Annotated in this window: 23 protein-coding genes; 6 read left to right on the forward strand and 17 right to left on the reverse strand. The window is 68.6% G+C overall.

Going from position 1 to position 26202, the window contains the following annotated elements; genetic code table 11:
* Positions 1–82 precede the first annotated feature (82 nt).
* The 3 genes from F790_RS0100575 to ccoS are packed head-to-tail and all read left to right on the forward strand — an operon-like array spanning position 83 to position 3768.
* Positions 83–910: a FixH family protein gene (locus F790_RS0100575; protein WP_026332811.1), complete on the forward strand. Its 828-nt coding sequence runs from the start codon at positions 83–85 to the stop codon at positions 908–910.
* 39 nt (positions 911–949) lie between these two features.
* On the forward strand, positions 950–3439 hold the full coding sequence (locus F790_RS0100580; protein ID WP_019590570.1) for a heavy metal translocating P-type ATPase: 2490 nt from the start codon (positions 950–952) through the stop codon (positions 3437–3439).
* Between the two features lie 53 nt (positions 3440–3492).
* Positions 3493–3768 (forward strand): cbb3-type cytochrome oxidase assembly protein CcoS, encoded by a 276-nt coding sequence (ccoS, locus tag F790_RS14970; RefSeq protein WP_019021592.1) that lies wholly within the window; start codon positions 3493–3495, stop codon positions 3766–3768.
* A 271-nt stretch (positions 3769–4039) separates the two neighbouring features.
* Here the strand turns inward: ccoS and rpoH are convergent, their stop codons facing one another.
* The 4 genes from rpoH to ftsY all read right to left on the reverse strand — a co-directional run bounded on the left by rpoH (position 4040) and on the right by ftsY (position 7668).
* Entirely contained in the window at positions 4040–4909 is an 870-nt protein-coding gene (gene rpoH, locus F790_RS0100595; RefSeq protein WP_019021593.1) for an RNA polymerase sigma factor RpoH, read from the reverse strand.
* Positions 4910–5052: 143 nt separating this feature from the next.
* Complete coding sequence (locus F790_RS0100600; RefSeq protein WP_019590571.1) at positions 5053–5982, reverse strand: ABC transporter permease; 930 nt, start codon at positions 5980–5982, stop codon at positions 5053–5055.
* The gene (gene ftsE / locus F790_RS0100605) at positions 5979–6656 is read right to left on the reverse strand and encodes a cell division ATP-binding protein FtsE (RefSeq protein ID WP_019590572.1); all 678 of its coding nucleotides are present in this window, start codon (positions 6654–6656) and stop codon (positions 5979–5981) included. The genes F790_RS0100600 and ftsE overlap by 4 nt, the downstream gene beginning before the upstream one ends.
* A 7-nt stretch (positions 6657–6663) precedes the next feature.
* Entirely contained in the window at positions 6664–7668 is a 1005-nt protein-coding gene (ftsY, locus tag F790_RS0100610; RefSeq protein WP_019590573.1) for a signal recognition particle-docking protein FtsY, read from the reverse strand.
* A 365-nt stretch (positions 7669–8033) separates the two neighbouring features.
* On the opposite strand from ftsY, the gene F790_RS0100615 reads away from it, so the two are divergent.
* Together F790_RS0100615 and F790_RS0100620 are read left to right on the forward strand one after the other, a co-directional pair.
* A complete protein-coding gene (locus tag F790_RS0100615) occupies positions 8034–9338 on the forward strand; it encodes a citrate synthase (protein ID WP_026279629.1) in 1305 nt (434 codons plus the stop codon).
* Positions 9339–9445: 107 nt separating this feature from the next.
* Positions 9446–9649, forward strand: coding sequence for a DUF2892 domain-containing protein (locus F790_RS0100620; RefSeq protein ID WP_018871287.1), 204 nt, complete (start codon positions 9446–9448; stop codon positions 9647–9649).
* 189 nt (positions 9650–9838) lie between these two features.
* Here F790_RS0100620 and F790_RS0100630 read toward each other — a convergent pair whose 3' ends face one another.
* From F790_RS0100630 to F790_RS0100665, 8 genes are all read right to left on the reverse strand, one after another.
* Positions 9839–10225 (reverse strand): nucleotidyltransferase domain-containing protein, encoded by a 387-nt coding sequence (locus F790_RS0100630; protein ID WP_019590574.1) that lies wholly within the window; start codon positions 10223–10225, stop codon positions 9839–9841.
* Positions 10226–10291: 66 nt separating this feature from the next.
* The gene (locus F790_RS0100635) at positions 10292–11290 is read right to left on the reverse strand and encodes an ABC transporter ATP-binding protein (RefSeq protein ID WP_019590575.1); all 999 of its coding nucleotides are present in this window, start codon (positions 11288–11290) and stop codon (positions 10292–10294) included.
* The gene (locus tag F790_RS0100640; RefSeq protein ID WP_019590576.1) at positions 11287–12276 is read right to left on the reverse strand and encodes an ABC transporter ATP-binding protein; all 990 of its coding nucleotides are present in this window, start codon (positions 12274–12276) and stop codon (positions 11287–11289) included. Before F790_RS0100640 ends, F790_RS0100635 begins: the two co-directional genes overlap by 4 nt.
* Positions 12276–13610, reverse strand: coding sequence for an ABC transporter permease (locus F790_RS0100645; protein WP_019590577.1), 1335 nt, complete (start codon positions 13608–13610; stop codon positions 12276–12278). The genes F790_RS0100640 and F790_RS0100645 overlap by 1 nt, the downstream gene beginning before the upstream one ends.
* Positions 13607–14719: an ABC transporter permease gene (locus F790_RS0100650; RefSeq protein WP_018871293.1), complete on the reverse strand. Its 1113-nt coding sequence runs from the start codon at positions 14717–14719 to the stop codon at positions 13607–13609. The genes F790_RS0100645 and F790_RS0100650 overlap by 4 nt, the downstream gene beginning before the upstream one ends.
* Positions 14712–17252 carry an ABC transporter substrate-binding protein gene (locus F790_RS0100655; protein WP_019590578.1) on the reverse strand — a complete coding sequence of 847 codons (2541 nt, stop codon included), beginning with the start codon at positions 17250–17252 and terminating at the stop codon, positions 14712–14714. Before F790_RS0100655 ends, F790_RS0100650 begins: the two co-directional genes overlap by 8 nt.
* Positions 17253–17274: 22 nt before the next feature.
* Entirely contained in the window at positions 17275–18570 is a 1296-nt protein-coding gene (locus F790_RS0100660; protein WP_019590579.1) for a TlpA disulfide reductase family protein, read from the reverse strand.
* A 43-nt stretch (positions 18571–18613) separates the two neighbouring features.
* Positions 18614–19597, reverse strand: a complete 984-nt coding sequence (locus F790_RS0100665) for an MBL fold metallo-hydrolase (protein WP_019590580.1) — start codon at positions 19595–19597, stop codon at positions 18614–18616.
* Between the two features lie 195 nt (positions 19598–19792).
* On the opposite strand from F790_RS0100665, the gene F790_RS0100670 reads away from it, so the two are divergent.
* Positions 19793–19999 carry a hypothetical protein gene (locus F790_RS0100670; RefSeq protein WP_018871297.1) on the forward strand — a complete coding sequence of 69 codons (207 nt, stop codon included), beginning with the start codon at positions 19793–19795 and terminating at the stop codon, positions 19997–19999.
* Between the two features lie 31 nt (positions 20000–20030).
* On the opposite strand, the gene F790_RS0100675 is transcribed toward F790_RS0100670, so the two are convergent.
* From F790_RS0100675 to F790_RS0100695, 5 genes are all read right to left on the reverse strand, one after another.
* Positions 20031–21365, reverse strand: a complete 1335-nt coding sequence (locus tag F790_RS0100675; protein ID WP_019590581.1) for a diguanylate cyclase domain-containing protein — start codon at positions 21363–21365, stop codon at positions 20031–20033.
* Positions 21362–22855 (reverse strand): circadian clock protein KaiC, encoded by a 1494-nt coding sequence (kaiC, locus tag F790_RS0100680; protein ID WP_019590582.1) that lies wholly within the window; start codon positions 22853–22855, stop codon positions 21362–21364. The genes F790_RS0100675 and kaiC overlap by 4 nt, the downstream gene beginning before the upstream one ends.
* Entirely contained in the window at positions 22852–23151 is a 300-nt protein-coding gene (locus tag F790_RS0100685; protein WP_018871300.1) for a circadian clock KaiB family protein, read from the reverse strand. Before F790_RS0100685 ends, kaiC begins: the two co-directional genes overlap by 4 nt.
* 100 nt (positions 23152–23251) lie before the next feature.
* The gene (nudF, locus tag F790_RS0100690; RefSeq protein ID WP_019590583.1) at positions 23252–23911 is read right to left on the reverse strand and encodes an ADP-ribose diphosphatase; all 660 of its coding nucleotides are present in this window, start codon (positions 23909–23911) and stop codon (positions 23252–23254) included.
* Positions 23908–26022 carry a S9 family peptidase gene (locus F790_RS0100695; protein ID WP_019590584.1) on the reverse strand — a complete coding sequence of 705 codons (2115 nt, stop codon included), beginning with the start codon at positions 26020–26022 and terminating at the stop codon, positions 23908–23910. Before F790_RS0100695 ends, nudF begins: the two co-directional genes overlap by 4 nt.
* Positions 26023–26202 lie beyond the last annotated feature (180 nt).

Below are 26202 nucleotides of genomic sequence, written 5' to 3' on the forward strand. Positions count from 1 at the left end.
CGGACCTCTACCCCGGCAAACGGATACGCCGGGGTTCGCAAACACCGGACGCAACCCCGTCCCCGTGGACGTTGAAGGCATCATGAGCAACCTGGTTATTACCCTTGGCCTGGGCAGTGCCGCCCTGGCGCTGCTGTTCTTCCTGATCTACCGCTTCACGCGCCTGCGCGCCTATCATGCGGCTGCCGTCGTGGTGGCGGTCATGCTGTTCGTGTTCATCCCGGCTTCCATCCTTACCTGGCAGGGGGCCGATGTCTTCGCCATCCATCTGGCGCTGTACGTGATCGTGCCTTACGGGCTCGGGATCGTGTTCAGCCAGAAGGAGGCCGAGGCAGCCGCCGGCAAGGCCCACGTGGGTCGTTTGCACTGGGCCCCGATGGTGATCGTCGGGTTCTTTACCATCATCGCGACGGTTCAGGCCGTGCTGATTACCCTCGCCCACAACGGCATGCCGGACCGTTTCATCGGTACCCTGCTGCCCGAGCCGGACGCCCCCGTGGAGCGTGTGACCTCGGCGTTCCCGGGGCTGGTCGACGGCTTCGAGGACCGCGACCAGGCGCTGGCGGTGCATCGCATGAGCGAACTGGAGGAGCAGGCCTCGCGTGGCTGGGAAATCCGGCAGGGGTGGCTGGGAGAGCCCCGCAAGGGACAGACCGAGACCCTGCGGGTCGAGGTCCGCGACGCCGAGGGCCGTCCTCTGGAAGGGGCCGAAGTCACGGGTACCTTCCTCTGGCTCGCCGACCATCGCAAGGATCAGCCTTTCGCCATGCGCGAACGGGGTGACGGATTCTACGAGGTCGACGTGGCCCTTCCCGAGGCCGGGCGCTGGGACCTGCGCTTCTTCGTCGAACGCGACGGGGCGCAGGTCGAACAGCAGGCGAACACGCGCGTTCACGGTCACTCGGGCTGACGGCGCGGGTCCCGATGAGGCCATGCGTCTGACCCTGTCGTGAGTCAGCATGCGGTGAACGAACCGGCCCCGTCGGAGGCGGCGCCGGAGGAGCACTGTTTTCACTGCGGTCTCGAGGTGCCCCCCGGTGCCGACTACTCGGTGGAGTTCGAGGGCACCTGGCGCCCCACCTGCTGCCCCGGCTGCCAGGCCGTTGCGGGCGCGATCATCGAGCGCGGCCTCGGGTCATATTATCATCATCGCACCGCGCCGCCGGCCGCATCGGGCGACAGCATCGTCCCCGACGAGCTGCGCGAACTCGAACTGTTTGACGCCCCGGCGGTTCAGCGCCAGTTCGTGACGGCGCGCGAGGCCGCCTCGGGTGAACGTCGCGAGGCGTCGCTGATCCTCGAGGGCATGACCTGTGCGGCCTGCGTCTGGCTGAACGAGCGCCACGTCCAGGCACTGGACGGCGTCGAGGAATTCCGCGTCAACTACTCCACGCATCGGGCCCGGGTGACCTGGGACCCCGAGCGTCTGGCGCTGTCCGATATCCTGCGTGCGATCCGGGACATCGGTTATCGCGCCCATCCCTACGACCCCGGCACGCGCGAACAGGCTCTGGCGCGCGAACGCGGGCTCGCCCTGCGTCGCCTGGGGGTTGCCGCGCTCGGCATGATGCAGGTGATGATGCTCGCCGTGGCCCTGTGGCTGGGCGAGGGAGATCCGCAGCACGAGTCGATCATCGATTTCATGCGCCTGGTGGCCGCGATCTTCGCCACACCGGTGGTGCTGTACTCCGCGATTCCGTTCTATCAGAGCGCGTGGCGGGACCTGCGCCACCGACAACTGGGAATGGACGTGCCGGTCAGCATCGCGATCATCGCGACCTACCTGGCCAGCGTGTGGGCGGTGTTCTCCGGCGCCGGCGAGCATGTCTATTTCGAGTCGGTGGTGATGTTCGTCTTCTTCCTGCTGACCTCGCGTTACCTCGAGCTGATGGCGCGCCAGCATGCGAGCGAAGCGGTGGATCGCATGGACCGTCTGGTCCCGGCGATCGCACGCCGGGTCACCGCCCATGGCGAAACCGAGTCGGTGCCCGTGGCGGAGCTCGAGCCCGGCGATCGGGTGCAGGTACGCCCGGGTGAATCCGTGCCTGCGGATGGCGTGGTGGTGGACGGGCGATCGACGGTCAACCGGGCCCTGCTGACCGGGGAACCCGAGCCGCGCCCGGCCAGTGCCGGTACCGACGTGGTCGGAGGCACGGTGAACGTCGAGAGCCCGCTGGTGGTGGAGGTCCGCCGGGTCGGAGCGGAGACCACCCTGGCGGCGATCCAGCGACTGCTGGATCGGGCGCAGACCGAAAAGCCGCGGGTCGCGCGCATGGCCGAGGCCGGTACCGGGTGGTTCGTCGCCGCGGTGCTGATCCTCACGCTGCTGGCCGGGCTTGTCTGGTATTTCCTGATCGACCCGGCCCGCGCCCTGTGGGTGATGGTCGCCATGCTGGTCGCGACCTGCCCGTGCGCCCTCGCCCTGGCGACGCCGGTGGCGCTCACCGCGACCACGGGGACCCTGACGCGCGACGGCGTTCTGCTGACCCGGGGCTCCGCGCTGGAGGCCCTGCCCGGTGTCACCACCGTGTGCCTGGACAAGACGGGAACGCTTACCGAAGGGCGGCCCCGCCGGGTGGCGACCGAGGTACATGACCCCGCTTTCGATCCCGGGCGCGCGCTGGCCTGGGCCGCGGCTCTGGAGCGGCATTCCGAACACCCGCTGGCACGCGCGCTGGTCGCCGAGGCGGGCGGGCAGCCGGTCGCGGCCGGGGTCGAGAATCACCCCGGCGAGGGTCTGACCGGCACGATCGACGGGCATCCGGTCGCTGTCGGCGGCGCGTCGCTGATGCCCGCCGTCCCGCCAACCGGTCCGAACACCTCGCCCGACCCGCTGGCCTCGCCGGTGTGGCTGGCGGTGGATGGCCGGGTGGTGGCGACCTTCTGGCTGGCGGATACCCCGCGCGCCGAGGCCGCGGACACGGTCCGGGCCCTGCAGGACCGCGGCCTGCGGGTGGTCCTGCTGACCGGCGACCGGCCCGAGGCGGCAGCGAGTTTCGCCGAGCGGCTCGGGATCGCGGAAGCCCACGGGGGGTTGTCGCCGGACGACAAGCTGGCCCATGTGCGCGAACGTCAGGCACGTGGCGAGTGCGTGCTGATGGCGGGCGAGGGGGTCAACGATGCTCCCGTGCTGGCCGGGGCCGACGTATCCCTGGCGATGGGCGGCGGCAGCAGCCTCGCGCGCACCCGCGCGGACCTGGTGCTGCTGTCGGATCGCCTCGACCGCCTGCCCGGCGTGTTCGAGCGGGCCGGGGCGACGCGGCACGTGATTCGGCAGAACATCATCTGGGCCATCGGCTACAACGTCGTGGCCCTGCCCGTGGCCGCTTCCGGCATCCTGACCCCGTGGCTGGCCGCGCTGGGGATGTCGCTCAGTTCGCTGCTGGTGGTGGGCAACGCCCTGCGCCTGCGGCCGCCGCGCCCGCGTGACTCGACCTGAGCGGTACCCGCGCGGGGTTTTGACGCCCGCGGATGCCTCCGTACACTGGAGGCATGAACATCCTGTACCTGCTCATTCCGCTGGCCATGCTGTTCGCCCTGGTGGTCGGACTGCTGTTGCTGTGGGCGATCCGCTCCGGACAGTACGATGACCTCGAGGGGCCGGCCCACCGTATCCTGATGGACGACGATGACCCCAGGATTCCCACGCAGCCCCCGGCCAGCGGGTCCGGCGGGGACGGGGCGGAGAAAGAGCGGCATGAGGACGACGGACAGTCCCGGACCTCCCGGAGTCCGGAGGAGGCCGGTTCGGGAGCGCGCAACGGCTGACCCCCTTGCGCCCGCCGCCGAACCGGCTTAATCTTGCCCCCGAAAACGTAATGGATGTTGAGGTGCCGTCATGCGTAACTGGTTTACCTTCGAGAATTTCCCGCTGACCTTCACGGCGGCGCTGATCATTTTCTCCTGGTTCAGCTTCTTCTCGGTGATCCTCTTCGGCTGAGGGAGCACCGGAAGACCGCTAACGCAAAAGCCCCCGGCGACGCGAATCGCCGGGGGCTTTTTCGATCACGGCCCCTGCGAAAGGGCGCAAATCCGCGAATCAGTGGGCGAAGGCCGTACGGATCTTGCGGATCGCGGCATTCTCGATCTGCCGGATGCGTTCTGCCGAGACCCCGTATTCCGCCGCCAGCTCGTGGAGCGTGGCCTTCTGCTCGCCCATGTAGCGGCGCATCAGGATGTCGCGCGAACGCTCGTCCAGGCCTTCCAGGGTCTCGCCCAGGCGCGAGCGATAATGCGCCTCCCAGTCGGCCTCCTCGGCCATCCGGGCGGGATCGTCGCTCATGTCCTCCAGGCTCAGGCGCTGTGCCGGCGCCAGGGCCGCGCGCTCCTCGTCATCGCTTTCGGGCAGCGGGTCGAAGCTGGTGTCCTGGCTGGCCAGGCGGTTCTCCATCTCCCAGACTTCCGCCTCGCTGACGCCGAGGTCCTCGGCCACGGCCGACACCTCCTCGCGGTTCATCCAGCCCAGGCGCTGCTTGGCACTGCGCAGGTTGAAGAACAGCTTGCGCTGCGCCTTGGTTGTCGCGACCTTCACGATGCGCCAGTTGCGCAGGATGTACTCGTGGATCTCGGCCCGGATCCAGTGTACGGCGAAGGAGACCAGGCGCACGCCCTGGTGCGGGTCGAAACGCCGCACGGCCTTCATCAGGCCCACGTTGCCTTCCTGGATCAGATCGCCCAGCGGCAGGCCGTAGCCCTTGTAGCCGCGGGCCACGTGCACCACGAACCGCAGGTTGTGCAGAATCAGGCTGCGGGCGGCCTCGAGGTTGTTGCGCTCGTGCAGTTCCAGCGCCAGTTCGCGCTCCTGCTCGACGTCCAGCACCTCGATCTGCGATACCGCCTGCATGTAATGATTGAGATCGCCCACCGGGACGGGCATGTCCGCGCGATGGGGCATCAGTGCCTGACTCATGGATTCGCATCCCTCCGTTCGTAACCGTTTCAACCTTAGCACTCGATTCCTTTGAGTGCTAAACCCCGCAAGAGTTCCGGAATATGGGGTGTCCGGCCCGTATTTCAAGCCAGCCGGCTGCGCGGGGATTCACCTGCGGAGATTCAGGGGGCATCGCGCAGGGCATGGCCGCTGCCCAGGCGCGCGCCGGCCCAGCCGAGCAGCACCGCCGCCGTGATGATGCCAAGCGCGACTTCCGGTCCCGGCAGTCGCAGCGCGTAGTCGATGTCGAATGCCCCGGCGGCCGACTCCAGCGGTTCGCGCGCCTGCCAGGTGCCGAGGTAGAGCAGGAGCACGGCGAACAGCCCGCCGCCCAGCCCGCCATAGATGCCGCCGTAGAGCGATGGTCGGCGGAGGAAACGGTGGGTTGCGCCGCTGATCCGCGCGATGGTGATCTCCTCGCGCCGCTCGCGCAGTTCCGACGCGCTGGCCAGCGCCAGCACCAGCAGGGCACCCAGGCCCAGCAGGCCGGCGACGATCGTGAGGACCCGCGTACCGAGCTGGTACAGCGCGTTGAGCTGGCGCACCCACTCGTCATCGCTGACCAGCGTAGCGTCGGGGAAACGCTCCGCCAGGGTCGTCTCGAGGCGCGTGACCGTTTCCGGATCACTGCGCTGCGGCACCACGTCCAGGGTGTCCGGCAGGGGGTTGCCGTCCATCCAGTCGAGCAGGGCCGGGTCGGCCAGGTCGGCGCGATAGTCCTCGAGGGCGCGTTCGGCCGGGATGGCCGTCACGCGGCCGACATCCGCGAGCCGCTCCAGCTCCCGGGCCTGCTCCTGCAGTGCGTCGGACTCGCCGGCTTCCAGATAGACCGCGATGCGCGGTTCATGGTCGACGTGAGCGGAGAGTGCCCGCGCATTGTCCAGCAGGACCCACAGGAATGCAGGAAGCGCGAGGATGAAACCCAGCACCGCGATGCTGATCAGCGACATGACCGGGGCCTGCAGCCGCCGTGCGAGGCTGCGCCGCGCGGCGTCCGCGTGGGCCTCGCGCCACGCGCCCAGGCGGTCGCGCAGGGCCCGGGCGCGGTTCATGCGCCGGCCTCCTGGCGCGCGCGGGCCTCGATGCGCCCGTCTTCCAGATGCAGCACCGGGTGCGGCATGCGTTCGACCAGATCCTGATCGTGCGAGGCGACCAGCGCGGTCATGCCGATGCGGTTGAAGTCGGCGAACAGGGCGAGGATCTCGCGCGACAGCGCCGGGTCGAGGTTCCCGGTGGGCTCGTCCGCCAGCAGCAGGGCCGGGCGGTGGACGATCGCGCGGGCGATCCCGACCCGCTGCTGTTCCCCGGCCGACAGGGTCTGTGGCCGTGCCCCTTCGCGCTGCAGCAGGCCCACCTTGTCCAGCGCCGCGCGCACCCGGCGGCGGATCTCGGGTCGCCGGTACCCCATGATCTCCAGCGGCAGGGCGATGTTGTCGTACACCGGGCGGTCATACAGCAGGCGGTGATCCTGGAATACCAGTCCGATGCTGCGGCGAAATTGCGGGATGTCGCGCGCGGAGAGCTGATCGAGATCAAAGCCGTTGACCCGCAGGCGGCCACGGGTCGGACGTTCCAGCCCGGCAATCAGGCGCAGCAGGGTACTCTTGCCCGCCCCGGACGGGCCGGTGATGAACGCCATCACCCCGGGGTCGATCTTCAGGCTGACCTGACTGAGGGCCTCGGAGTGGGAGCCGAACCGCTTGGTGACGCGCTGCAGGAAGATCATCGACGGGTCAGTCGTCGTCCCGGCCGAGCAGGGCCCGTACGAAGCTGCGGGCGTCGAAGGGCTGCAGGTCCTCGGGCTTCTCGCCCACGCCAATGAAACGCACCGGGACGCCCAGCTGTTCCGCCAGGGCGAAGATCATCCCGCCCTTGGCGGTACCGTCCAGCTTGGTGACGACGATGCCGGTCAGGCCCAGCGCCTCGTGGAACTGCTGTGCCTGGCTCAGGGCGTTCTGCCCGGTGCCGCCGTCCACCACCAGCAGGACCTCGTCCGGGGCCTGCGCATCCAGCCGGCCCATCACCCGCTTGACCTTGCGTACTTCGTCCATGAGGTTGGTCTGGGTGTGCAGGCGCCCGGCGGTGTCGGCGATCATCACGTCGATGCCGCGCGAGGTGGCGGCCTGAAGGCCGTCGTAGACGACCGAGGCGGAGTCGGCGCCGGTGCCCTGGGCGATCACCGGCACCTCGTTGCGTTCGCCCCAGTTCTGCAGCTGTTCCACCGCCGCGGCGCGGAAGGTGTCGCCGGCGGCCAGCATCACGGAGAAGTCGTCGGCGCGGAAGTGATGGGCCAGCTTGCCGATGGTGGTGGTCTTGCCCGCGCCGTTGATGCCCACCACCAGGATGGAGAACGGCCGCCCCGGATCATCGGGCAGGGTCAGCGGTTCGGAGACCGGTTCCAGCACCTCGATCATCGCGTTTTCCAGCGCGTCCATCAGCGCTTCGGCGTTGTCGAGCTCGCGCCGCTTCACCTCGCCGGTGATTCGGTCCATGATCTTCTGCGTGGCTTCCAGGCCGACATCCGCCATCAGCAGGCGCTCTTCCAGTTCCTCGAAGAGCTCGTCGTCGATGCGCCGGCGGAACAGGCTGCCGAGATCGGCGTTGAGCACCTGGCCGGTTTTGGACAGGCCCTGGCGCAGGCGCTGGAACCACCCGCCGCGCGCCGGTTTTTCCTCGGCGGCCGGCGTGGCGTCGTTCGCGGAGTCTTCGGACTTTTTCTTTTTGCGGAAACCGAACATGCCCGGAGAGGTCTGTTGAGAGATGCACAATCTTAGGGAAACGCTGATCAATATGCACGTTCGCGCTCGAGTCGCTTTTGCGTGCGAACAAGGCGCGGCGACCGCCGTGCAGTCATTCTGCACAAGGGAGCCGCAACGCCGTGCGCGCGCAAAAGCGGCCGAGCCCCTTCGGGGTTGGCGCCCCGGGTTCCCCGATCCTGCGTTGCGCCGCTTGCGGGTAGAACCACTACCCGCTGCGCGACGCGCCTTGTCTCGGAAAACCCGGGGTGCCAACGCTAGCGTGCACATGTGCGGCTGTGGCCGCGGAACGATTGGTTTACCATTCGGGTCTGGTCGCCATCATCGATTCCACGCGAGGCCGTTCCATGAGCAAGACCGTCACGCTGACCGACAACTCCACCGGCAAGAGCATCGAGCTGCCGCTACAGGAGGGTTCGCACGGGCCCAACTGCATCGACATCCGCGCGCTGTACAAGGAGCTCGGCTACTTCACCTACGATCCGGGGTTCATGTCGACCGCCAGCTGCCGCTCGGACGTCACGTTCATCGACGGCGACGAAGGTACCCTGCTGTATCGCGGCTACCCCATCGAGCAACTCGCCTCCGAGAGCACCTATCTGGAGGTCTGCTACCTGCTGCTCAACGGCGACCTGCCGTCCTCCGACGAGCTGCACGACTTCTCGCGCATCATCAAGGAGCACTCGATGCTGCACGAGGCGGTGCGCCGCTTCTTCGACGGCTTCCGCCACGACGCGCACCCGATGGCGATCATGGTGGGCGTGGTCGGGGCGCTGTCGGCCTTCTACCACGACAACGTGGACGTGCATAACCCGGAACACCGGCGCATCGCCGCGCACCGGCTGATCTCCAAGATGCCGACCATCGCCGCCTGGTCGTACAAGTACGCCAACGGCCAGCCGTTCATGTACCCGGACAACAACCTGTCCTACACCGCCAACTTCCTGTCGATGATGTTCGGCGTGCCCAGCGAGCCCTACCAGCCGAACCCGGTGTTCGTGCGCGCGCTGGACCTGATCCTGATCCTGCACGCCGACCACGAGCAGAACGCCTCGACCTCCACCGTGCGCCTGTCCGGCTCCTCCGAGGCCAACCCGTTCGCCGCGATCTCCGCCGGCATCGCCTCGCTGTGGGGTCCGCTGCACGGCGGCGCGAACGAGAAGGTCATCCGCATGCTCGAGGAGATCGTGCACAGCGGGAAGAGCGTCGAGGAGTTCGTCGCCCGGGCCAAGGACAAGAACGACTCCTTCCGCCTGATGGGCTTCGGCCACCGGGTGTACAAGAACTACGACCCGCGCGCGAAGATCATCCGCAAGATGTGCCACGAACTGCTGGAAGAGATGGGCGACATGGGCGCCGACAACCAGCCGCTGTTCGACGTGGCCATGGAACTCGAACGCATCGCGATGGAGGACGATTACTTCATCGAGCGCAAGCTCTACCCCAACGTCGACTTCTACTCCGGCATCATCCTGCGCGCGATGGGCATCCCGCTGAACATGTTCACCGTAATCTTCGCCCTGGCCCGCACGGTCGGCTGGATCTCGCACTGGAACGAGATGATGCAGGACCCCGAATCGCGCATCGGGCGCCCGCGTCAGCTATATACGGGGTATCCCGAGCGCTCGTACGTGCCGATCGAGGAGCGCTGAGTCCGTTCGCGCGCGCCGGAGCACCGGGCCACGCCGGGTGCCTCCCTTGTGGACGCCCGGCGACGGCTGTACATTAGAAGAAATCGATATACGAGGAGGAGATCCCCATGAGCATCGACCGCATCGTCATGGCGTTTGCCGGCACCGTCATCATCATCAGTGCCATCCTGGCCTGGCAGTTCAGCCCGCTGTGGCTCCTGCTGACCGGCTTTGTCGGCCTCAATCTGCTGCAGTCCGCCTTCACCGGCTTCTGCCCGCTGGCCATGATCCTCAAGGCCCTGGGCGTGAAGCCGGGCGAAGCCTTCAGCTGAGGCCAGCCCCGGCAAACACCCCGCGCCCGCCCCGACCGGCGGGCGCACAAAAGGGCCCGGACGTCTCCGTCCGGGCCCTTTTTCGTTCAGAGGCTCGGGCTTCAGGACCGGGGCCGGAGGCGTTCGGCGGCTTCGTCCAGCACGGCCCTCTGGCGGCCGGCCAGATGCCGCACTTCCTGGAGATAGAGCTCAAGCTGCATGCTCACGCTCCCATTCCCAGAACTCCAGCTCGCGCCAGGTACGTGTCAGGAACCACGCCCATGGCGGTCGATCCTCGCCGACCACCGGAATGCCCTCCCCGGCGACCACGGCCCGCATGGCCAGTCCGGCCCGCTCCAGATTGACGATGTCGACCCGGTCGTCGTGGGTGCCCAACGCGGCCGCAATCCGGCGACGCAGGGACTCGTCCCGCGCGAAAGCGTCGAGGGCATCATCAGGGGCGTCCGACCACTGTACGGCCAGGTCCCAGTCGCTTTGCTCGTGCGCATCGCCCCTCGCGCGACTGCCGATCAGTACCACGAAGTCCAGTCCGTCGAGGTCTTCAAGGGCGCGACGCAGTACCGTCGGTTCCGTCATGGTCCTGCTCCGTTGCGAGATTCAGTGCAGGAATCATGGTAGCAGCCCCCGGGCGGAGAGCGCCGTTTACTCCGGTTCGCGCAGCCAGCAGGCGGCGCGGTGTTCCGGTGCAGGGCGGAAATCGGGCGGGTCGCGGGTCTCGCAGACGCCGGCCATGGCCTGCGGGCAGCGTGGATGGAAACGGCAGCCCGGCGGCGGGCTGACCAGGCTGGGGGCCTCGCCGCCGGGGATCTCGCGCATCTGCCGCGCGTTGGCGGGGTCGGGGTCGGCCAGCGCGGACAGCAGCGCCTCGGTGTAGGGGTGCTGCGGGGCGTCCAGCAGGGCGTCCACCGGCGCCTGCTCCACGATGCGGCCGGCGTACATCACCATCACCCGCCCGGCGTAGTGACGCACGGTGGACAGATCGTGGGTGATGTAGAGCAGCGCGATGTCGTGCTCGCGCTGCACGCGATGCAGCAGGTCGAGGATTTCCACCCGCACCGAGGCGTCCAGCATCGACACCGGTTCGTCGGCGATGATCAGCTTCGGCCGCAGCAGCAGGGCGCGGGCGATCACCACCCGCTGCTGCTGCCCGCCGGACAGCTGATGCGGGAACTTGCCGCGCACCTGCGCCACCGGGGTCAGCCCGACCTCCTCCAGCGCCGCGTCGATGCGCCGTTCGCGCTCGGCGCGCGGGCCGATCCCGTGCACGATCAGCGGTTCCTCCAGCGCCCGGCGGATGTCCATGAACGGCGGCAGGGCCCCGTAGGGATCCTGCTGCACGTACCCCACCCGGGCGCGGTATGCCTTCAGGTCGGCTCCCTTCAGATCGGCCAGCGACTGCCCCTCGAAGCGCACGGCCCCGCCGGTGGGCCGGTTCAGCCCCAGCAGGGTGCGCGCCAGCGACGACTTGCCGCAGCCGGACTCGCCCACCACCGCGGCGGCCTCGCCGGCATCCAGGGTGAAACGCACCCCGTCCACCGCGCGCACGGTCCCGGTGCGGATGAATCCCCACTGGCGCAGTTCGAAATGGGTCTGCAGGTCTTCGGCGACCAGCAGGGGTTCACTGCGGGCACGGGTGTTCATCCGGTACCTCCCGCGTCATGCAGCCAGCAGCGCACGCGATGGCGCGCATCCGGGTGGAACACCGCCGGGTCCTCGGCGCAGCGTTCGAACCGCCGCGGGCAACGCTCGGCGAAGCGGCAGCCGGTCGGCGGATCCTGCAGGCTGGGCGGACGCCCGGGAATGGGCACCGGCGGTTCCTCCTGGCGCAGCCGCGGCACCGAGGCCATCAGCATCTGCGAATAGGGGTGCGCCGGGGCGGTGAAGAAGGCCTCGGCGGACGCCTCCTCCACCACCTGCCCGGCATACATCAGGGCGACGCGGTCGGCCAGTTCGCTGGAGGTGGCCACGTCGTGGGTGATCAGCACGAAGCTGGTGCCACGATCACGCTTGATGCGCTTGAGCACGTTCATGATCGAGGCCTGGGTCAGCACGTCCAGCGCCGAAGTGGGCTCGTCGAGGATCACCAGGTCGGGGTCGGTCACCAGCGCCATCGCCAGCACCGCGCGCTGGCGCATGCCCCCGGACAGCTCGTGCGGATAACGCTGCAGGAAGTCCGTCGCGATGCCGACCTCCTCGAACGCCTCGGCCGCGCGGGCCATGGCCGCCCGCCGCGACCAGCCCCGGTGGATGCGCAGCGGCTCGGCGACCTGTTCGCCCACCCGCACCACCGGGTTCAGCGCATTCATCGCGGCCTGCATCACCAGCGCGATGCGCACCCAGCGCACCTCGCGGCGGAAGCGTTCCTCCGACAGGCCCAGCACGTCGTGCCCGTCCAGGCGTACCTGGCCGGTGGGTCGCCCGGCATTGCGCGGCAGGGTGCGCAGCAGGACCTTTGCCAGCGAGGACTTGCCGCAGCCGGACTCGCCCAGCACCACCAGCGCCTCGTTGCGGCGGATCTCCAGATCGACCCCGTCCACCGCGTTCACCGGCCCCTGCTCGGTGCGGTACTGCATGCGCAGGTCCTCGATCTCCAGAAGAGGGCTGTCGGGGTTGGCCGCCACCGTCATCACAGGTTCCTCAGCCGGGGGTTGAACACGCGGTCCAGGGCGAAGCCGAGCATGGCGAAGCCCAGTCCGGTCAGCATCAGCAGCGCCGCCGGGCTGACCACCCAGTAGTAGAAGCCGTGGTACAGGGCCGACTGGGCCTGGGCGTCGTGCAGCACCTTGCCCCAGGTCGGCAGCACCGGATCCCCCAGGCCCAGCACCGCCAGCGACGCCTCGAGGAAGACGTAGGTCGGGATCAGGGTCACGAACGTGGGGATCAGCACCGGCAGGATGCGCGGCACCATGTAGCGCAGCACGATCCGCGGGCTGCTGGCCCCGTAGGCGCGCGCCGCCTCGATGTACGGGGCCTGGCGGATCGGCAGCAGCATCGCGCGGTACATCTTGATCCCGGCGGAGAAGATGCCCAGGGCCACCACCACGCCCAGCATCAGCCAGATACTGGTGGAATACAGGGTGCCCACCATCACCAGGATGGGCAGCAGCGGCAGGATGATGTTGACCTCGGTCAGGCGCTGGATCGCGGCATCCACCCAGCCGCCGTACCACACGCCGGCGGCGGCGATGATCAGGGTGGTGATGGTGGTCCCCACCGCGGCGATCAGGCCGAACGCCAGCGCCACCGGCGTGCCCCACAGCAGGGCCACTGAAAGATCGCGGCGCTGATGGTCGGTGCCGAACAGCCCGTGGACCTGCCCGTAGGCCACCAGTTCGGCGTCCATGCGGCCTTCGGGCTCGAAATGCACGGTTTCCAGCACCAGTTCGTAGCTCCCCGGCAGGACCCCGGGGCTCCCATCGCCGGGCTCGGCATCGCTGAACAGGCCGATCTGCGGCGCATGCCCGAGGCGGTCTTCCAGGACCCGGTCCTGGGAGATGGACACCCGCTCCTGCGCGCTGACCCGGCGCGACCCCAGCGGCACCTCGCTGCCGTCGGGCCGGTGCCAGCTCATGCGCACGAACGGCGGCCGCTGCTCGAACTCGGCCTGCAGGAACAGGTTGATCTCCCCCGGGAAATCGTCATAGGGGAAATCGAAGCGCAGGGTCTGCTCCTCGATGCGTCCGCCGTCGAAGGCCGCGAATTCCCGCTCGGCCGCCTCGCTCCCGGCCTTCACGGTGCGCGGCGCGTTGCCGCCGAACAGCCGGTCCGTCCACACCGGTGCGGCATTCACCGGCAGGTCCTGCCAGACCTCGCCGCCGCGCCAGAGCTTCTGCGCCTCGCTGTACGGGATGGCGGTGACCGCGTAGATCGCCGTGCCCAGCAGGGCGAGGATGATCAGCATCCCCGCCACCGCCGACGGATAACGCCGCAGCCGGCGCAGGCCCTCGCTCCAGGGGCTCATGAACGGCCTCCTTCAATGCGCACGCGCGGATCGAGGATGGCGTAGAGGAAGTCCAGCACGAACACGGTGATCGCGAGCAGATAGGCGAAGATCACCACCGATCCGATGATTACGGGGGTGTCGCGATGGCCGATGGCCTCGAACAGCAGCGTGCCCAGACCCGGCCAGTTGAACACCTGTTCGAGGATGATCGCGCCGCTCCACAGCCCGATCAGCATCAACAGGAAGCTGGTCACGATGGGCGACAGCGTGGGCCGCAGGATGTAGCGCTGTTCGATCAGGCGATCCGGCAGCCCCTTGGCGCGTGCCATCTCCACGTAGTCCTCGCTGGAATGGATCAGAAAGAAGGTGCGCCAGGAATAGATCGAGATGAAGATCTGCGAGATGAACATCGCCAGCACCGGCAGCGCCATGTGCCGGAGCACGCTGGAGGCGTAGGCCCAGCCGTCCTCCGGCGGTGGCACCGAGACCATCCCTCCCGCCGGGAACAGCGGCCAGATGAACGCCAGCAGCAGGATCAGGAAGATGCCGTAGAACCAGCCCGGCGCCGCCGAGCTCGGCGCCAGGCCGATGACGCTCTGATCCAGCGCCGAGCCGTAGCGCCGCGACAGCCCCAGCGCGGCAAACACCGCGACGAAGAACACCAGCAGGTTGGCGGTACCGAACAGCAGCAGGGTGGCCGGCAGGCGTTCGGCGATGATGTTGAAGACCTGGCGCGAGCCGGCATCGGAATGCATCTCCTCGGCCCGCCCCAGGTCCAGGATCATCGCCTGGTAGAGATAGTCGAAGCTGCGCCAGATGAAGGGCTCGTCCAGGCGCAGGCGCTCCACTTCCAGCGCCACCTGCTGCTCGACCAGCTCGGTCCGCTCATCGGACGGCAGATCATGAAACGCCGGATCCGCACGCACCGCCTCGGCCGCCGTGGTCTCGATCTGGGCCAGGCGCAGGTCATCCACCTGCCCGCCCATGTTGGCGATCACGATGGTCAGGTAGACCCCGATCAGCACCGTCACCAGCAGCGCCAGCAGGCGCTTGCCGGTAAACACGGCCAGGCGGCGCAGATCGCGCAGCCAGCCGCGTCGGGCGGCGTTGACGGCCCCGTCAGTCATCGCCTTCCTCCGCTGGATCGGCCCGGGGTTGCGGCACCCGACCGCCAGGCACCGTGGCGAACGCATGGGTGGCAAAGGCCGGCAGGGCGACCGGCGTCGCGGTCACCGCGAACTCCAGGCTGTTGGCCCCGGTACCCAGTACGTCGAGGATCTCCGCATCCAGATCCAGGCGCCAGCGCCCGTCCGCATCCGGCTCCAGTTCGCCGCGCCGCGCGAGACGGTCGTCGCCATCGAACAGCATCCAGCGCACCTCGTCGATGTCCTCATGCGGATACGGCTCGCCGCCAAAGCGGATGTCGAGATCCAGACTGACCGCCTCGCCCAGCTCGGCGATCAGCGGGCCGTCCACGCTGACCTCGGGGATCCGCGGCTCCGCAAAGCGCAGCCACTTGTCCGCCGGATCGGGGAAGTCCTCGAAGCGGCGCAGCACCAGACTGCCCTCCACCGCGCGCACGCGGTGGAGATAGAACGGCCCGTCGCCGACCCAGAAATGCCCGCGTTCGGCCTGCCACTGCTCCAGCGCCGCGTAGCGTTCGCGGATCTCCTCCGGATCGACCCACTCGCTCAGGGTCTCCTCGAACGGCAGCCGCTCCGCCGCGTGCGCCGCGCGCAGGTAGTCGCGCAGGATCTCCAGTGCCGGTCCGCCCACCAGGTTGGTCTGCTCCACGCCGCGCCGGTCGGCCTGACCGGTGGAAAAGGCCAGATCGCCCTGGCGCTCGGCCTCGATCCCCAGCCCCAGCACATGCCAGGGCTGGGTGGCGGGCACGCGGTTGGCCACCAGGTTCTCCGCATCCGGGAACACCTGATCGCTGTAGACCTCCACCGTCAGCGGGTCGGTATCCGTGATGCGCCAGCCGCGGAAATGCCGCTCATAGACCGAAAACGTGGGTACATGCCCCGGATCGAACAGCGCGCTGTCCTCGTCGGCACGTTCGAAGGTCAGAATCCACGGCAGGATCATGTCGGCGACGGAGACCCGGGAACCATCGTGCCAGTAGCGATCCAGGTACCCGTCGTGGAATTCGATCTCGGTGCGCGAACGCGCCGTCAGGCCCTCCGGTTCGGCCTCGTCCACCGTCACCTTGCGCCCCTCTCCGGCGTCCCAGCGCAGCCAGGCATCGCCGGGCACCTCGATGCGCCCGGCGGTGTCCAGCTCCACCCAGTCCAGCGTGCGCCCGACCGGCGCGTCCTCTTCCACCGTGACCCGGGCGCGCGCGATGCGCTGGGGCCGGTAGAGCCCGGTGAACGGATCGGCCAGCGCCGCCGGATCCGACAGGGAACGCAGGATCATCTGATCGAAGATCCAGTTGGAACCGGCCACCGGGTTCCAGGGCTCGGTCAGCATGCTGGGCGTGCCGACCACCACGCGTCCGCCCAGGCCGTCGCGGAAACGCAGGGTATAGGGCCACAGGCCGGAACCGGTCACGCCGCCGGCCAGATCCACCGCCACCTCGAGGTTCGCGGCATGCGGCCAGACGCTTTGCTGATCCACCAGCCAGATGCGCACCGAATCCTTCATGGCCAGCTCCAGCGCGCGCCCCATCAGCTCCTCGCGCTCCTCCACGGACTGATACTCGCGGCGTTCCAGGCGCTCGGCGAGCTCGTCCAGCTCGGGATCGGGATCGTAGGCCTGCCACAGGGGGTCCGGTCGCCCGCGGGGGGTGTAGTAATAGTTGAAGTCGCCGCCGACATCGCGGTTGATGACCGTGGATATCCAGCCGCCGGTATACACGTGCCAGCGGCCGGCGGCAGGATCACTGGCGATCCACAGGCGGGTCGCCTCGTCCGCGGTGCGGTACAGCCGCTCGGTCTCGAAACCGAGGTCCTCCAGCCGGTTGGCCACGTAGTCGCCCACCCGCTCGCGGTTGTCCTCGGTGCGGATCAGCACCCGGATGCGGACCGGCGCGCCGTCATGGAACCAGCGACCGTCGCGTCGCTCCGCGCCCAGGGCCTCCATGCGTTCGCCGATCACCCGGCGCGCGCGTTCGGCATCGTGGCGGTAACGGATCTCGAGCTCGCGCGCCGGTCCGGCCAGGCGAGCGTAATCCGGAAAGGCGGTGTTCAGCGGGAGATAACGCGGCGTGGCGAGCCCGCCATACAGCTCTTCCGCGATATGGCTGCGATCCACCAGCCAGTTCATTGCCTCGCGGATCTCGCGATCGGCGAAGGGGTTCAGCTGGCCGTCCTCGAACTCGGCCGGATTCAGCGTGAGCTCGGCCACCGAACCGCGCGAGAAATGATGCCCCACCGCGGGCGAAGCCTGGATCTGGCGGAACAGCGTGGCCGAATCCAGCCCCTGGCCAAACAGATGATGCGAGCCCCGTTCGATCAGCGCGGTGATGCGGCCGGGGTCGGATTCCACGGTGAACACCACCTCGTCGACCAGTGCCCCCTTTCGCTCCGCCGGATCGCCCGGCACGGGCTGCGGGGCGGCGGTATCTTCGCTGCGATCCCCCATCCACAGGGTGCCCGCGATCGCCAGCACGAACAGGCCGAGAATCAGCAGAGGCAGCAGGCGGCGCAGATCGAACAAGGGATCTCCTCGGGTTACGGGCTCAGGGCGTGGCGTCAGGGGCGGGTTCGTCGCGCAGCTCGTCGATCACGTCACGCACCTCGTCGGTGTCCCACTCGATGGCCTCGTTCACGGAATACCGCACCCGGCCCTCGCGGTCCAGCAGGAACGAGCTGGGGAAGGCGAACACGCCCCATTCCTGCGAGACCGCCCCATCCTCGTCCATCAGCACCGGGAAATCGACCTCGACCTCTTCCATGAATTCCAGGATGTGCTCGGGCGACTCGCGGAAATTGATCGACACGATCGCGAACTCGTCCTCGTCATACGAGCCTTCGAGGCGGTTCATCGACGGGATCTCGTGCACGCAGGGCGGGCACCAGCTGGCCCAGAAGTTCACCAGCGTCACCTGACCGGCACGATCCTCCAGCCGGTGGGTCTCGCCGCGCGCGGCGGTCAGTTCGTAGCCGGGCGGCTCCTCGGGCTCGCGCTCGACCATCCCGTGCTCGCTGCGCAGCGGCTGATCGCGTTCCGCGTCCAGTTCGGCGACCTGCGCCGGGCGCGGCAGACCCGCCAGCACGCGCGCCGTGGCCAGCAGCTGCCGCGGGGTTCGCCCGACCGCGTCACTGCCCGCCTCGTCGGGACGCATGTAGTAGTCGCGCTCGCCGGCGATGATGCGCGCCAGCGCCGGGCTGCCGGCCGCGTGCAGATGCCGCATCAGTTCCGGCAGGCGGGCCGCATGGGCCCCCTCGGCGGGCTGGAACACCGCCACCGGCATGTTGGTCGCATCCACGATCCCGAACAGCTCCGGGTCGTCGCCGGCGGCGGGGGTACCGCGATACAGGTTGGGGAACAGCAGGATCGCGCCGGCCACGGCATCCGGGTCGTCGGTCGCCGCCTGCCATTCGCGCAGCCCGCGCAGCGCGGGCACGCCCATGCGGTCGGAGGCCACCAGGGTCACCGGGGCGTAACCCCGCGCCCCGGCCTCCTCCAGCAGCGCCGCGGCGGGCTTGCCCTCCAGCCCGCGCACGGTGGAACTCGAGCGTTCCAGCAGCAGCGAATCGAGCAGGTCCACCACCCACACCGTGGCGCCCTGCTCCGCCAGTTCGCCCAGCAGTTCGCGCGGGGCATCCAGATGCTCGGCGGCCGGGATCAGCCAGATGAACAGCGGACCCGTGCCTTCGGCCTCGCCGAGGGTCTCTACCTCCAGGAGATCCCCGCCATCCAGTTCGATGGTGAACTCCTTCGCCACGTCGTCGGCCAGCAGACCCGACGGCAGGAGGAGAAAGAGCAGCCACAGCAGCGCACGCCCCGTCCGGGACCACGGAATCGACCGCACATTGAACCTCGCGAATGGTGGGATAACCGGAAACCCGAAACGCCTACTCCATGAAGAGATAGGTTCGATTGATGTTGGTCCGATGCCAGTCGCCGAAATGTTCCAGATGCTCGAACTGCGGGGCATCACCAAGGTCGTCCACCGCCTCCTGCAGCGAGGCCCAGTCTTCCAGCGCCTGTTCCACGCCACTGATCACGAACCGCAGGTAGTCCCCGGTTTCCGCGGTCACGAGGTCCATGCCCGCGACGTCCCCGTGGCCGGGCACCACGGCGGCCGGTGCCTTCTCTTCCAGCTTTTCCACTGCGGTCAGCCAGGCCACCGGATCGCTCCACGGATGGATGCCCAGCATGCGGTCGAGATAGACCATGTCCCCGGAGAAGAAGACATCGGTCTGCGGCAGGTACACCACCGCGTCGCCGGGGAAATGGGCATCCGCCCAGAACTCCAGATGGAATTCGGTGCCGCCGATCTTCAGCTCGTGGCGGTCACCTTCCAGCGGCTCGTCGGTCACCACGGCCTCGGTAACCTCGAAACGGTCTTCGAGGATCCCCGACATGCGTTCGATGTGGTCGTCGGCAAAATCCCTGCGGGTCTCGGCCGTACGTTCCAGGGTGATCAGCTCGCCCCCCTGCTCGCGGAAATAGCCATCGGCCATCCAGCGGTGATCCTGCGAACCGATGCCGATGACATGGGTGACCGGCTGATCGGTGACCTCGCCGATCGCGGCCTCCAGCATCTCGCCAAAGGCGTACGACGGACCGGAGTCGATCAGCACCACCCCCTCGTCGGTCACCACGAAGCCCAGATTCATGGTCAGCCCGAGGTTGTCGTAGCTGCGCCCGTCGATGGAGCCAATGATCGCGTACACGTCTTCCGCCACACGCACCGGCTGCAGTTCGTCCACCCGTTCCAGGTCGCTGGTGCGGGCATCACTCAGGCGCTCGTTCGGCCCCGGGACCTCGACCTCGCTCCCCGCGTCGGCACTCAGCGGAGCGGCCATGACCAGCCACAGGCATCCGGCCATCATCCATTGCAGTCTCTTCATCAGGTAACCCCCGAGCGGTCGTTATTGATTATCCATGGGACGCCTGGCGCGCCGGTTCATTCCCACCACTCGCGGGGAATGCAGGACGCACCATCGCCGTCCATGCTTAAGGAGTCCGTCTTGCGCGCCCGACCGCGGAAGGCGATCTCGGGCTACGGGACACTCGGGAGGAACGCCATGCAACACCGCCAGACCACGTTCATATTTGCCGGCACCGCCGCGCTTGGCCTGATGCTCGCCGGGGCCGCCCCCGCGATCGCCGACACCGACCGCTCGATGGGCGAACCGGTGGCCGTCGGGATGACGGCCGGCACTACGCATACAACCGTCGCGCGCGACGAGGAACGCGACCGCCGGATCCCCGACGAGTCCTGCCCGGCCTGACGGCACCCGGCCGGCGCCGGGCATCAAGGGGTCAGCCGCAGTCCGCCGGCCTTCCCGCGAATGGGGGGACCGGCGGGGTTTCTCCGGCACTGTTCGCGAACGCGAACAGCCCGCGCCCGCGATCCTTGGCACGGTACATGGCCTGATCGGCCGCATGGATCAGGGTGTCGCCGTCGCGCCCGTCTTCCGGGTAAACGGCAATGCCCACACTGGATCCGATGTGGATCTCGTGATCACGCACGTGGAACGGCGCCCGCAGCGCGTCAATGATCTTCTGCGCCACCACACCCGCATCGGCCTCGCGCTGGATATCCCGCACCAGCACGATGAACTCGTCCCCGCCCAGCCGCGCGACCAGGTCGCTCTCGCGCACGGTCTCGCGCAGGCGTGCGGCCACGGCCTGCAGGATCTCGTCGCCCACCGCATGTCCCAGGGCATCGTTGACCGGCTTGAAGTGATCCAGGTCCACGAACAGCACGGACACGATGTCGCCGTGGCGCCGCGCCTGCCCCAGCGCCAGATCGAGATGCTGATGGAAGGCGGTCCGGTTCGGCAGATCGGTCAGCGGATCGGCGTGCGCCAGATGGTCCAGGCGCTGCTGGGCCTCCTTCCAGCGGGTGATATCCTCGAAGGTCACGATGAAATGGGTCGGCTGCCCCATCTCGCCACGGACCGCGATCACCGTGGTCCAGGTGTAGCAGGGCCCGCCGTCGCGCCGGCGCTTGACCAGCTCGCCCTCCCAGCGGCCGGCGCTGTGCACCGCGGCCTCGATGGTTTCCAGCAGGGCCGGGTCCTGGTATTCCGAATCCAGCAGTTCGCCCATCGGCCGGCCGTGCACCTCTCCGGGCTGGTACCCGGTGATGGACATGAAGGCGGGGTTCACCTTCAGCACGCGCTGCCCTGCATCGGTGATCAGCAGCCCCTCGGAGGCGTTCTCGAATACCTGGGCCGCCAGGCGCAGCTCGTCTTCCATGGCCTTGCGCTCGGTGACATCGCGCAGGATCGCCAGGCTGGCGTCCTCCCCGTCCCAGCTCAGGGCGGTCACGTGCATCTCGGCGACGCGCGGGGCCTCGCCGGGAGGCAGCACGTCGATCTCGGTGCGTCCGGGAGCCGTCGGGAAACCGAACCCGGTGCCCCTCAGGGCCTGCAGGTCGCGCCCGAACAGCCGGCTGGCGGCCGGGTTGGCATAGCGCAGAACGCCCGCCGAGTCCACCACGATGATGGCATCGGCGGAGGCCTCGAGGATCGCCCGCAGGCCATCGCCCGACGGACCCGCGCCGGCGAAGTCGCCGCCCCCGTCGCCCGCCCACAGCACGGCGCCGGGCACCGCGGCCGGGGGCATCGAAAGGTCCGGATTCGGCATCATGTGTCCTCGTCTCCTTGCTGCACATGCACGGGATGGCCTTCGAGGATACCCTCCACGCCACGGAAGCGCTCGCCGACATGCATCCCGCGACCGTCGATGTTGAAACGCCGGATCCCGGCGTCATGTCCCGCGCCGCGCATCTTCAGCACGGCCAGGCCGCGATGGACCCGCCCGCGCATCTCGACATAGCGCAGGACGATGATGGAATCGGTCAGGGTGGAGATGTGCGCCTCGGTCACCGAGGCGCCGCCCATCAGCGACGGCGTGGAGGCGGTGAACAGCCCCGCAATCTGACGCTCCTTGATGAACGAGGTCAGGCTGATCACGAACTCGCGGAAACCGCGCGGGCTGGCCACGCGCTCCAGCGCGGTCAGGCTGTCGAGGGCGACCCGGTCCGGGCGGAAGCGGTCGATCTCCTCCTTGATCCGGACCAGGTGGTCCTCCAGTCCGGCGGCCTCGGGGTAGTCGCAGCGGATCGCCAGGTTCCCGGCCTCCTCCGCCGGGGCATAATCCACGCCCCACCCGCGCGCGTTGCGCATCAGCTGTTCGCGGCTTTCCTCGAAGGCGAACAGCATGCAGCGTTCGCCGGCGGCCAGTCCGCCCGCGGTGAACTCCGTCGCCATCAGGGTCTTGCCGGTGCCGGTAGCACCGGACACCAGCACGATCGAGTCGCGGTAGAAACCGCCGCCGCACATCCGGTCCAGCTCGTCGTTGCCGGAGGTCGTGCGCACGTCGGTGGAATGCTGGGTCAGCTCCATCGCCGACAGCGGGATGGCGATCAGCCCGCCCTCCGGCAGGATGGTGAACGGGTACTCGCCCTTCTGGTGCTGCGTACCGCGGAACTTGAGGATCTCCAGCGTGCGCCGGCGGGTCTCGTTCTCCAGGATGTTGCGCAGGATCACCACGTTGTCGGCGACGAACTCCTCGACCCCGTGACGGGCCACGGGGCCGTATTCGGTCTCGCGTTCGGCGGTCATGACCGCCGTTACGCCCAGGGCCTTCAGCCGGGAGGCGATGCGGAACAGGTCACGGCGTACCTGGCGCGTGTCGGGGAAGCGCGAGAACATCGCGCCCAGGGAGTCGATCGCCAGACGGCGGGCCCCGCTGCGCTCCACCGCATGCTCGATGCGCGCCACCAGGGCCCCGAGGTCGTAGCTGCCGGCCTCCACCGTCTCCTCGTCCGGATCCGGCGACACGTCCACGAAGGTCCAGCGACCGTCGGCTTCCCAGTCCGCCATCGGCCAGCCGAATGCACTGAAATTGCGCCGCAGGTCCGCGGGCGACTCCTCGCAGGTCACGAACACGCCGGGGGTGGCATCGCGCTGGATGCCGGCGGCCAGGAACTGGCCGGCAAACACGGTCTTGGCACTGCCCGGGGTACCGGCAACCAGCGTGGTGCGCCCCTCGGGCAGACCGCCACGGGCGATCGCGTCGAACCCCGGGATCCCGGTGGCCAGCTTGTCGATTCCTCCACCCATTTCTGCGGTCATTGCAGGGACTCCCGCTGCCCGGGCGTCACCAGCTCCAGCCCGTGCAGCACTTCGTCGCGGTCGGAGAGATCGCCGATGATGCGGCGGATCGGCGGAGGCAGCTCACGGATCAGGGTGGGGGTGGCAACGATGCGCTCGTTCTCGCCGCGCTCGGGATTTTCGAGCACGTCGATCACCTCGATCCGATAGCGTCCCTGGAGTTCCTCTTCACAAATGGCCTGCAGATTGGCCAGTGCCCGTGCGGACCGGGCCGTCTGCCCCGTCACATACAGGCGGAGCAGGTATTCCTGCGCCACAAACCCTCCCCGGACGGCGGTTGCGCCCTTGTCTCGAGCAGGGAATTATCCGGAAGCCACCCGCCATGCGTCAACGCAACCCGGTCCGGACCGGGGGGCTTCAGCGACGCGGCTCATCCGCCCGGGCACCCGCTCCCCATTCGCACCGCAGCCGCTCGCGATTGAGGGCCAGCCACTGCAGCGCGATCACCGGAGCCGCCGAGTCGATCCGGCCGTCGCGCAGCAGCTGCATCGCCTCGTCGAAGGGCACGGTGAACACCCGGATGTCCTCGTCTTCGGCATCCAGTCCGTGCACGCCCCCGGCGCCGAGGCTGTCCACCTCGCCGCAGTAGATCCGCAGCGACTCGGAATTGCCGCCGGGGCTGACATACACCTCCTGCATGAACTCGATGCGCGCCGGGTTCACCCCCGCTTCCTCGAAGGCCTCGCGCCGCACCACGGCTTCCGGCTCCTCGCCCGGTTCGATGACCCCGGCGACGAACTCCAGCAGCCAGGGTCCGGCCGGCTTCTCCAGCGCGCCGATGCGGAACTGCTCGATCAGCACCACACGGTCGGCCACCGGGTCATAGGGCAGCAGCACGGCCGCATGTCCGCGTTCGAAGCGCTCGCGCGTCAGCGGCCGGCTCCAGCCACCGCCGAACAGCCGGTGGCGCACCGTATAGCGGGCCATACGGAAGAAGCCCTCGAACAGCGACTCGCGCTCGAGGACCTCGACATCTTCGGGCCCCAGGCCCGGGCGGCGGCCATCGCCGGCGCTCACGGGGCCTCGACCTCATCGATGTCCTGACGCAGCAGCTCCAGGCGTTCCTGCACCGGCTCCGGGTATTCCGCCTGCCGACGCCCGCCGACATGCTCGGCGAGAAAGCCCTCCAGGCCGGCAAAGAACGCCAGGCGGTTGGTCTCGTTGACGAAACCGTGGCCCTCGTCCAGCGCCAGCAGGTATTCCACCGGATGCCCGGCGTCGCGCAGTGCCGCCACGATCTGGTCCGACTCGGCCTGCTTGACGCGCGGGTCGTTGGCCCCCTGGGCCACCAGCAGCGGCGACTCGATGCGGTCGACGTGGAACAGCGGCGACTGCTCCTTCAGCCGCTCGCGGTCCTCCGGATCGTCCGGGTCACCCACACGCCCGTGCATGCGCTTGATCCCGGCCTCCCAGTAGGGCGGGATGGATTCCATCAGGGTAATCAGGCTGGACGGGCCGACCATCGACACCCCGGCGGCGTAGAGCTCCGGGGTCCAGGTCAGCCCGGCCAGGGCCGCATACCCCCCGTAGGAGCCGCCATAGATCGCCACCCGATCCGGATCGGCGATGCCCTCGTCGATCAGATGTTTCACCCCGTCGGTCACGTCGTGCTGCATCACGCCGGTGCCCCACTCCTGATTGCCGGCATTGAGAAACACCTTGCCAAAACCGGAGGAACCGCGGAAATTCGGCTGCAGCACGGCGTAACCACGGTTGGCGAGGAACTGCACCTGTCCGCTGTAGCCCCAGGTGTCGCGCACCCAGGGACCGCCGTGCGGCATCACCACCAGGGGCAGGTCCTCGGCCTCCGCCCCGCGCGGCAGGGTCAGGTAGCCCGGGATCTCGGTGCCATCACGGGCCTCGTAGCGGATCGGCTCCATGTACGCCAGCACATCCTCGGGAAGATCCGGCCGGGTGCGATACAGGCGTTCGAGTTCGCGTTCGCGCAGATCCGCCACCCAGGCACTGCCGGGATCGACGTCGCGCTGCACGCCCACGGTCCACACGTCCTCGTCACGGGTTCGCGAGGAGAACGACAGCTCCGCGTCACCCAGCTCCGAGCGCAGCCAGTCCAGCGCCTGCTCGAATTCCTCGTCGTGCGCGTAGATCCGCTGCCGGTCGCCGGTGTACTGCGTGGCCAGCAGGCGGTGGTCCTCGTCGGAAAACAGCGCGCGACCGAGATCGACTTCGCCTTCCGGGTCGCGGTGCACCCGGGTCTCCTCGCCGGAATCCGGGTCGAACAGGACCAGCTCGCTCAGATCGCGATCCTCGCCCGCGTTGGTGCGCAGATAGAGCCTGGCGCCATCCTTGTGAAATCCGGCCACAGAGCAGCTCTCGCCGAACTCGCAGGCGTAGATCTGCCGGAAGTCGTCCTCGCCATCGACGCGCAGGATCTCGCTCCCTCCGTCGCCGGTGGTGCGCGTCGCCTTGCGCAGCTCGCCCTCGTGGAAATGCCAGCCTTCGATCTCCGCGGTGTTTTTCACCACCCGCTCGCGCTCACCGCTGGCGATGTCGACGCGGTAGACGTCGTGCAGCCGGGGATCGCGCTCGTTCAGCCCCACGAACAGATGTTCCGGCGCCTCTCGCGGTACATGGATGATCCGCGCCTGCACCCCGTCACCTCCGGCCAGTGCGCGTGAGTCGGGATATCCGTCGGCCTCCGGGTCGGGGGTCTCCGGGGCCTGCAGGGCCCGGATCTCGAAGTCTTCGTCACCGTCGGCGTCCCGCGCGTACAGCAGGTACTCGCCGTCGCGCGACCAGAAAAAGCCCGAGACCGAACGCTCTTCGGTGGTGACCGGCTGAGCCTGCTCGACCGGCTCGCCCCGCGCCACCACATGGATGTTCATCGCCCCCTCGTAGGGTCGCAGGAAGGCGACACGATCGCCGTCCGGGGAGATCCGCGCGGAGGCGTATTCCGGGTCACGGAAGAAGCGTTCCAGCTTCACCAGCGGCGGCGCATCCTCGGTCCACGGGCCGGCGCCCTCCTCGGCCGGTGCGGTCTCAATCTGCGCACCGGCAAGGGCCGGCAGCGTCAGCAGCAGCGCACCCATGATCGCGGTGCGCCCGCGGGGGCCTCTGGCCCGGTCGCGCGCGCCGCGCCGGTTCGTCCTGTCCAGCGTCTCCAGCATCACGTCCTCCCCAGTCGCTCTGAATACAGGATGACAGCATCGGCCGGTTCACGGTTCCGCCGCCGGCCCGGGAACTTCCTTCCCCGTCCCGCATCTACTGGTGAGATTCCGGCGAAAGACCTGCCTCCCGAAAGGAGCCGCGTGCCGCACCCCCCGGGAATCCGCGCGAACAACGAAGCA

Origin of the sequence: Thioalkalivibrio sp. ALE20 (assembly GCF_000381405.1) — a bacterium.
GTDB lineage: Bacteria > Pseudomonadota > Gammaproteobacteria > Ectothiorhodospirales > Ectothiorhodospiraceae > Thioalkalivibrio.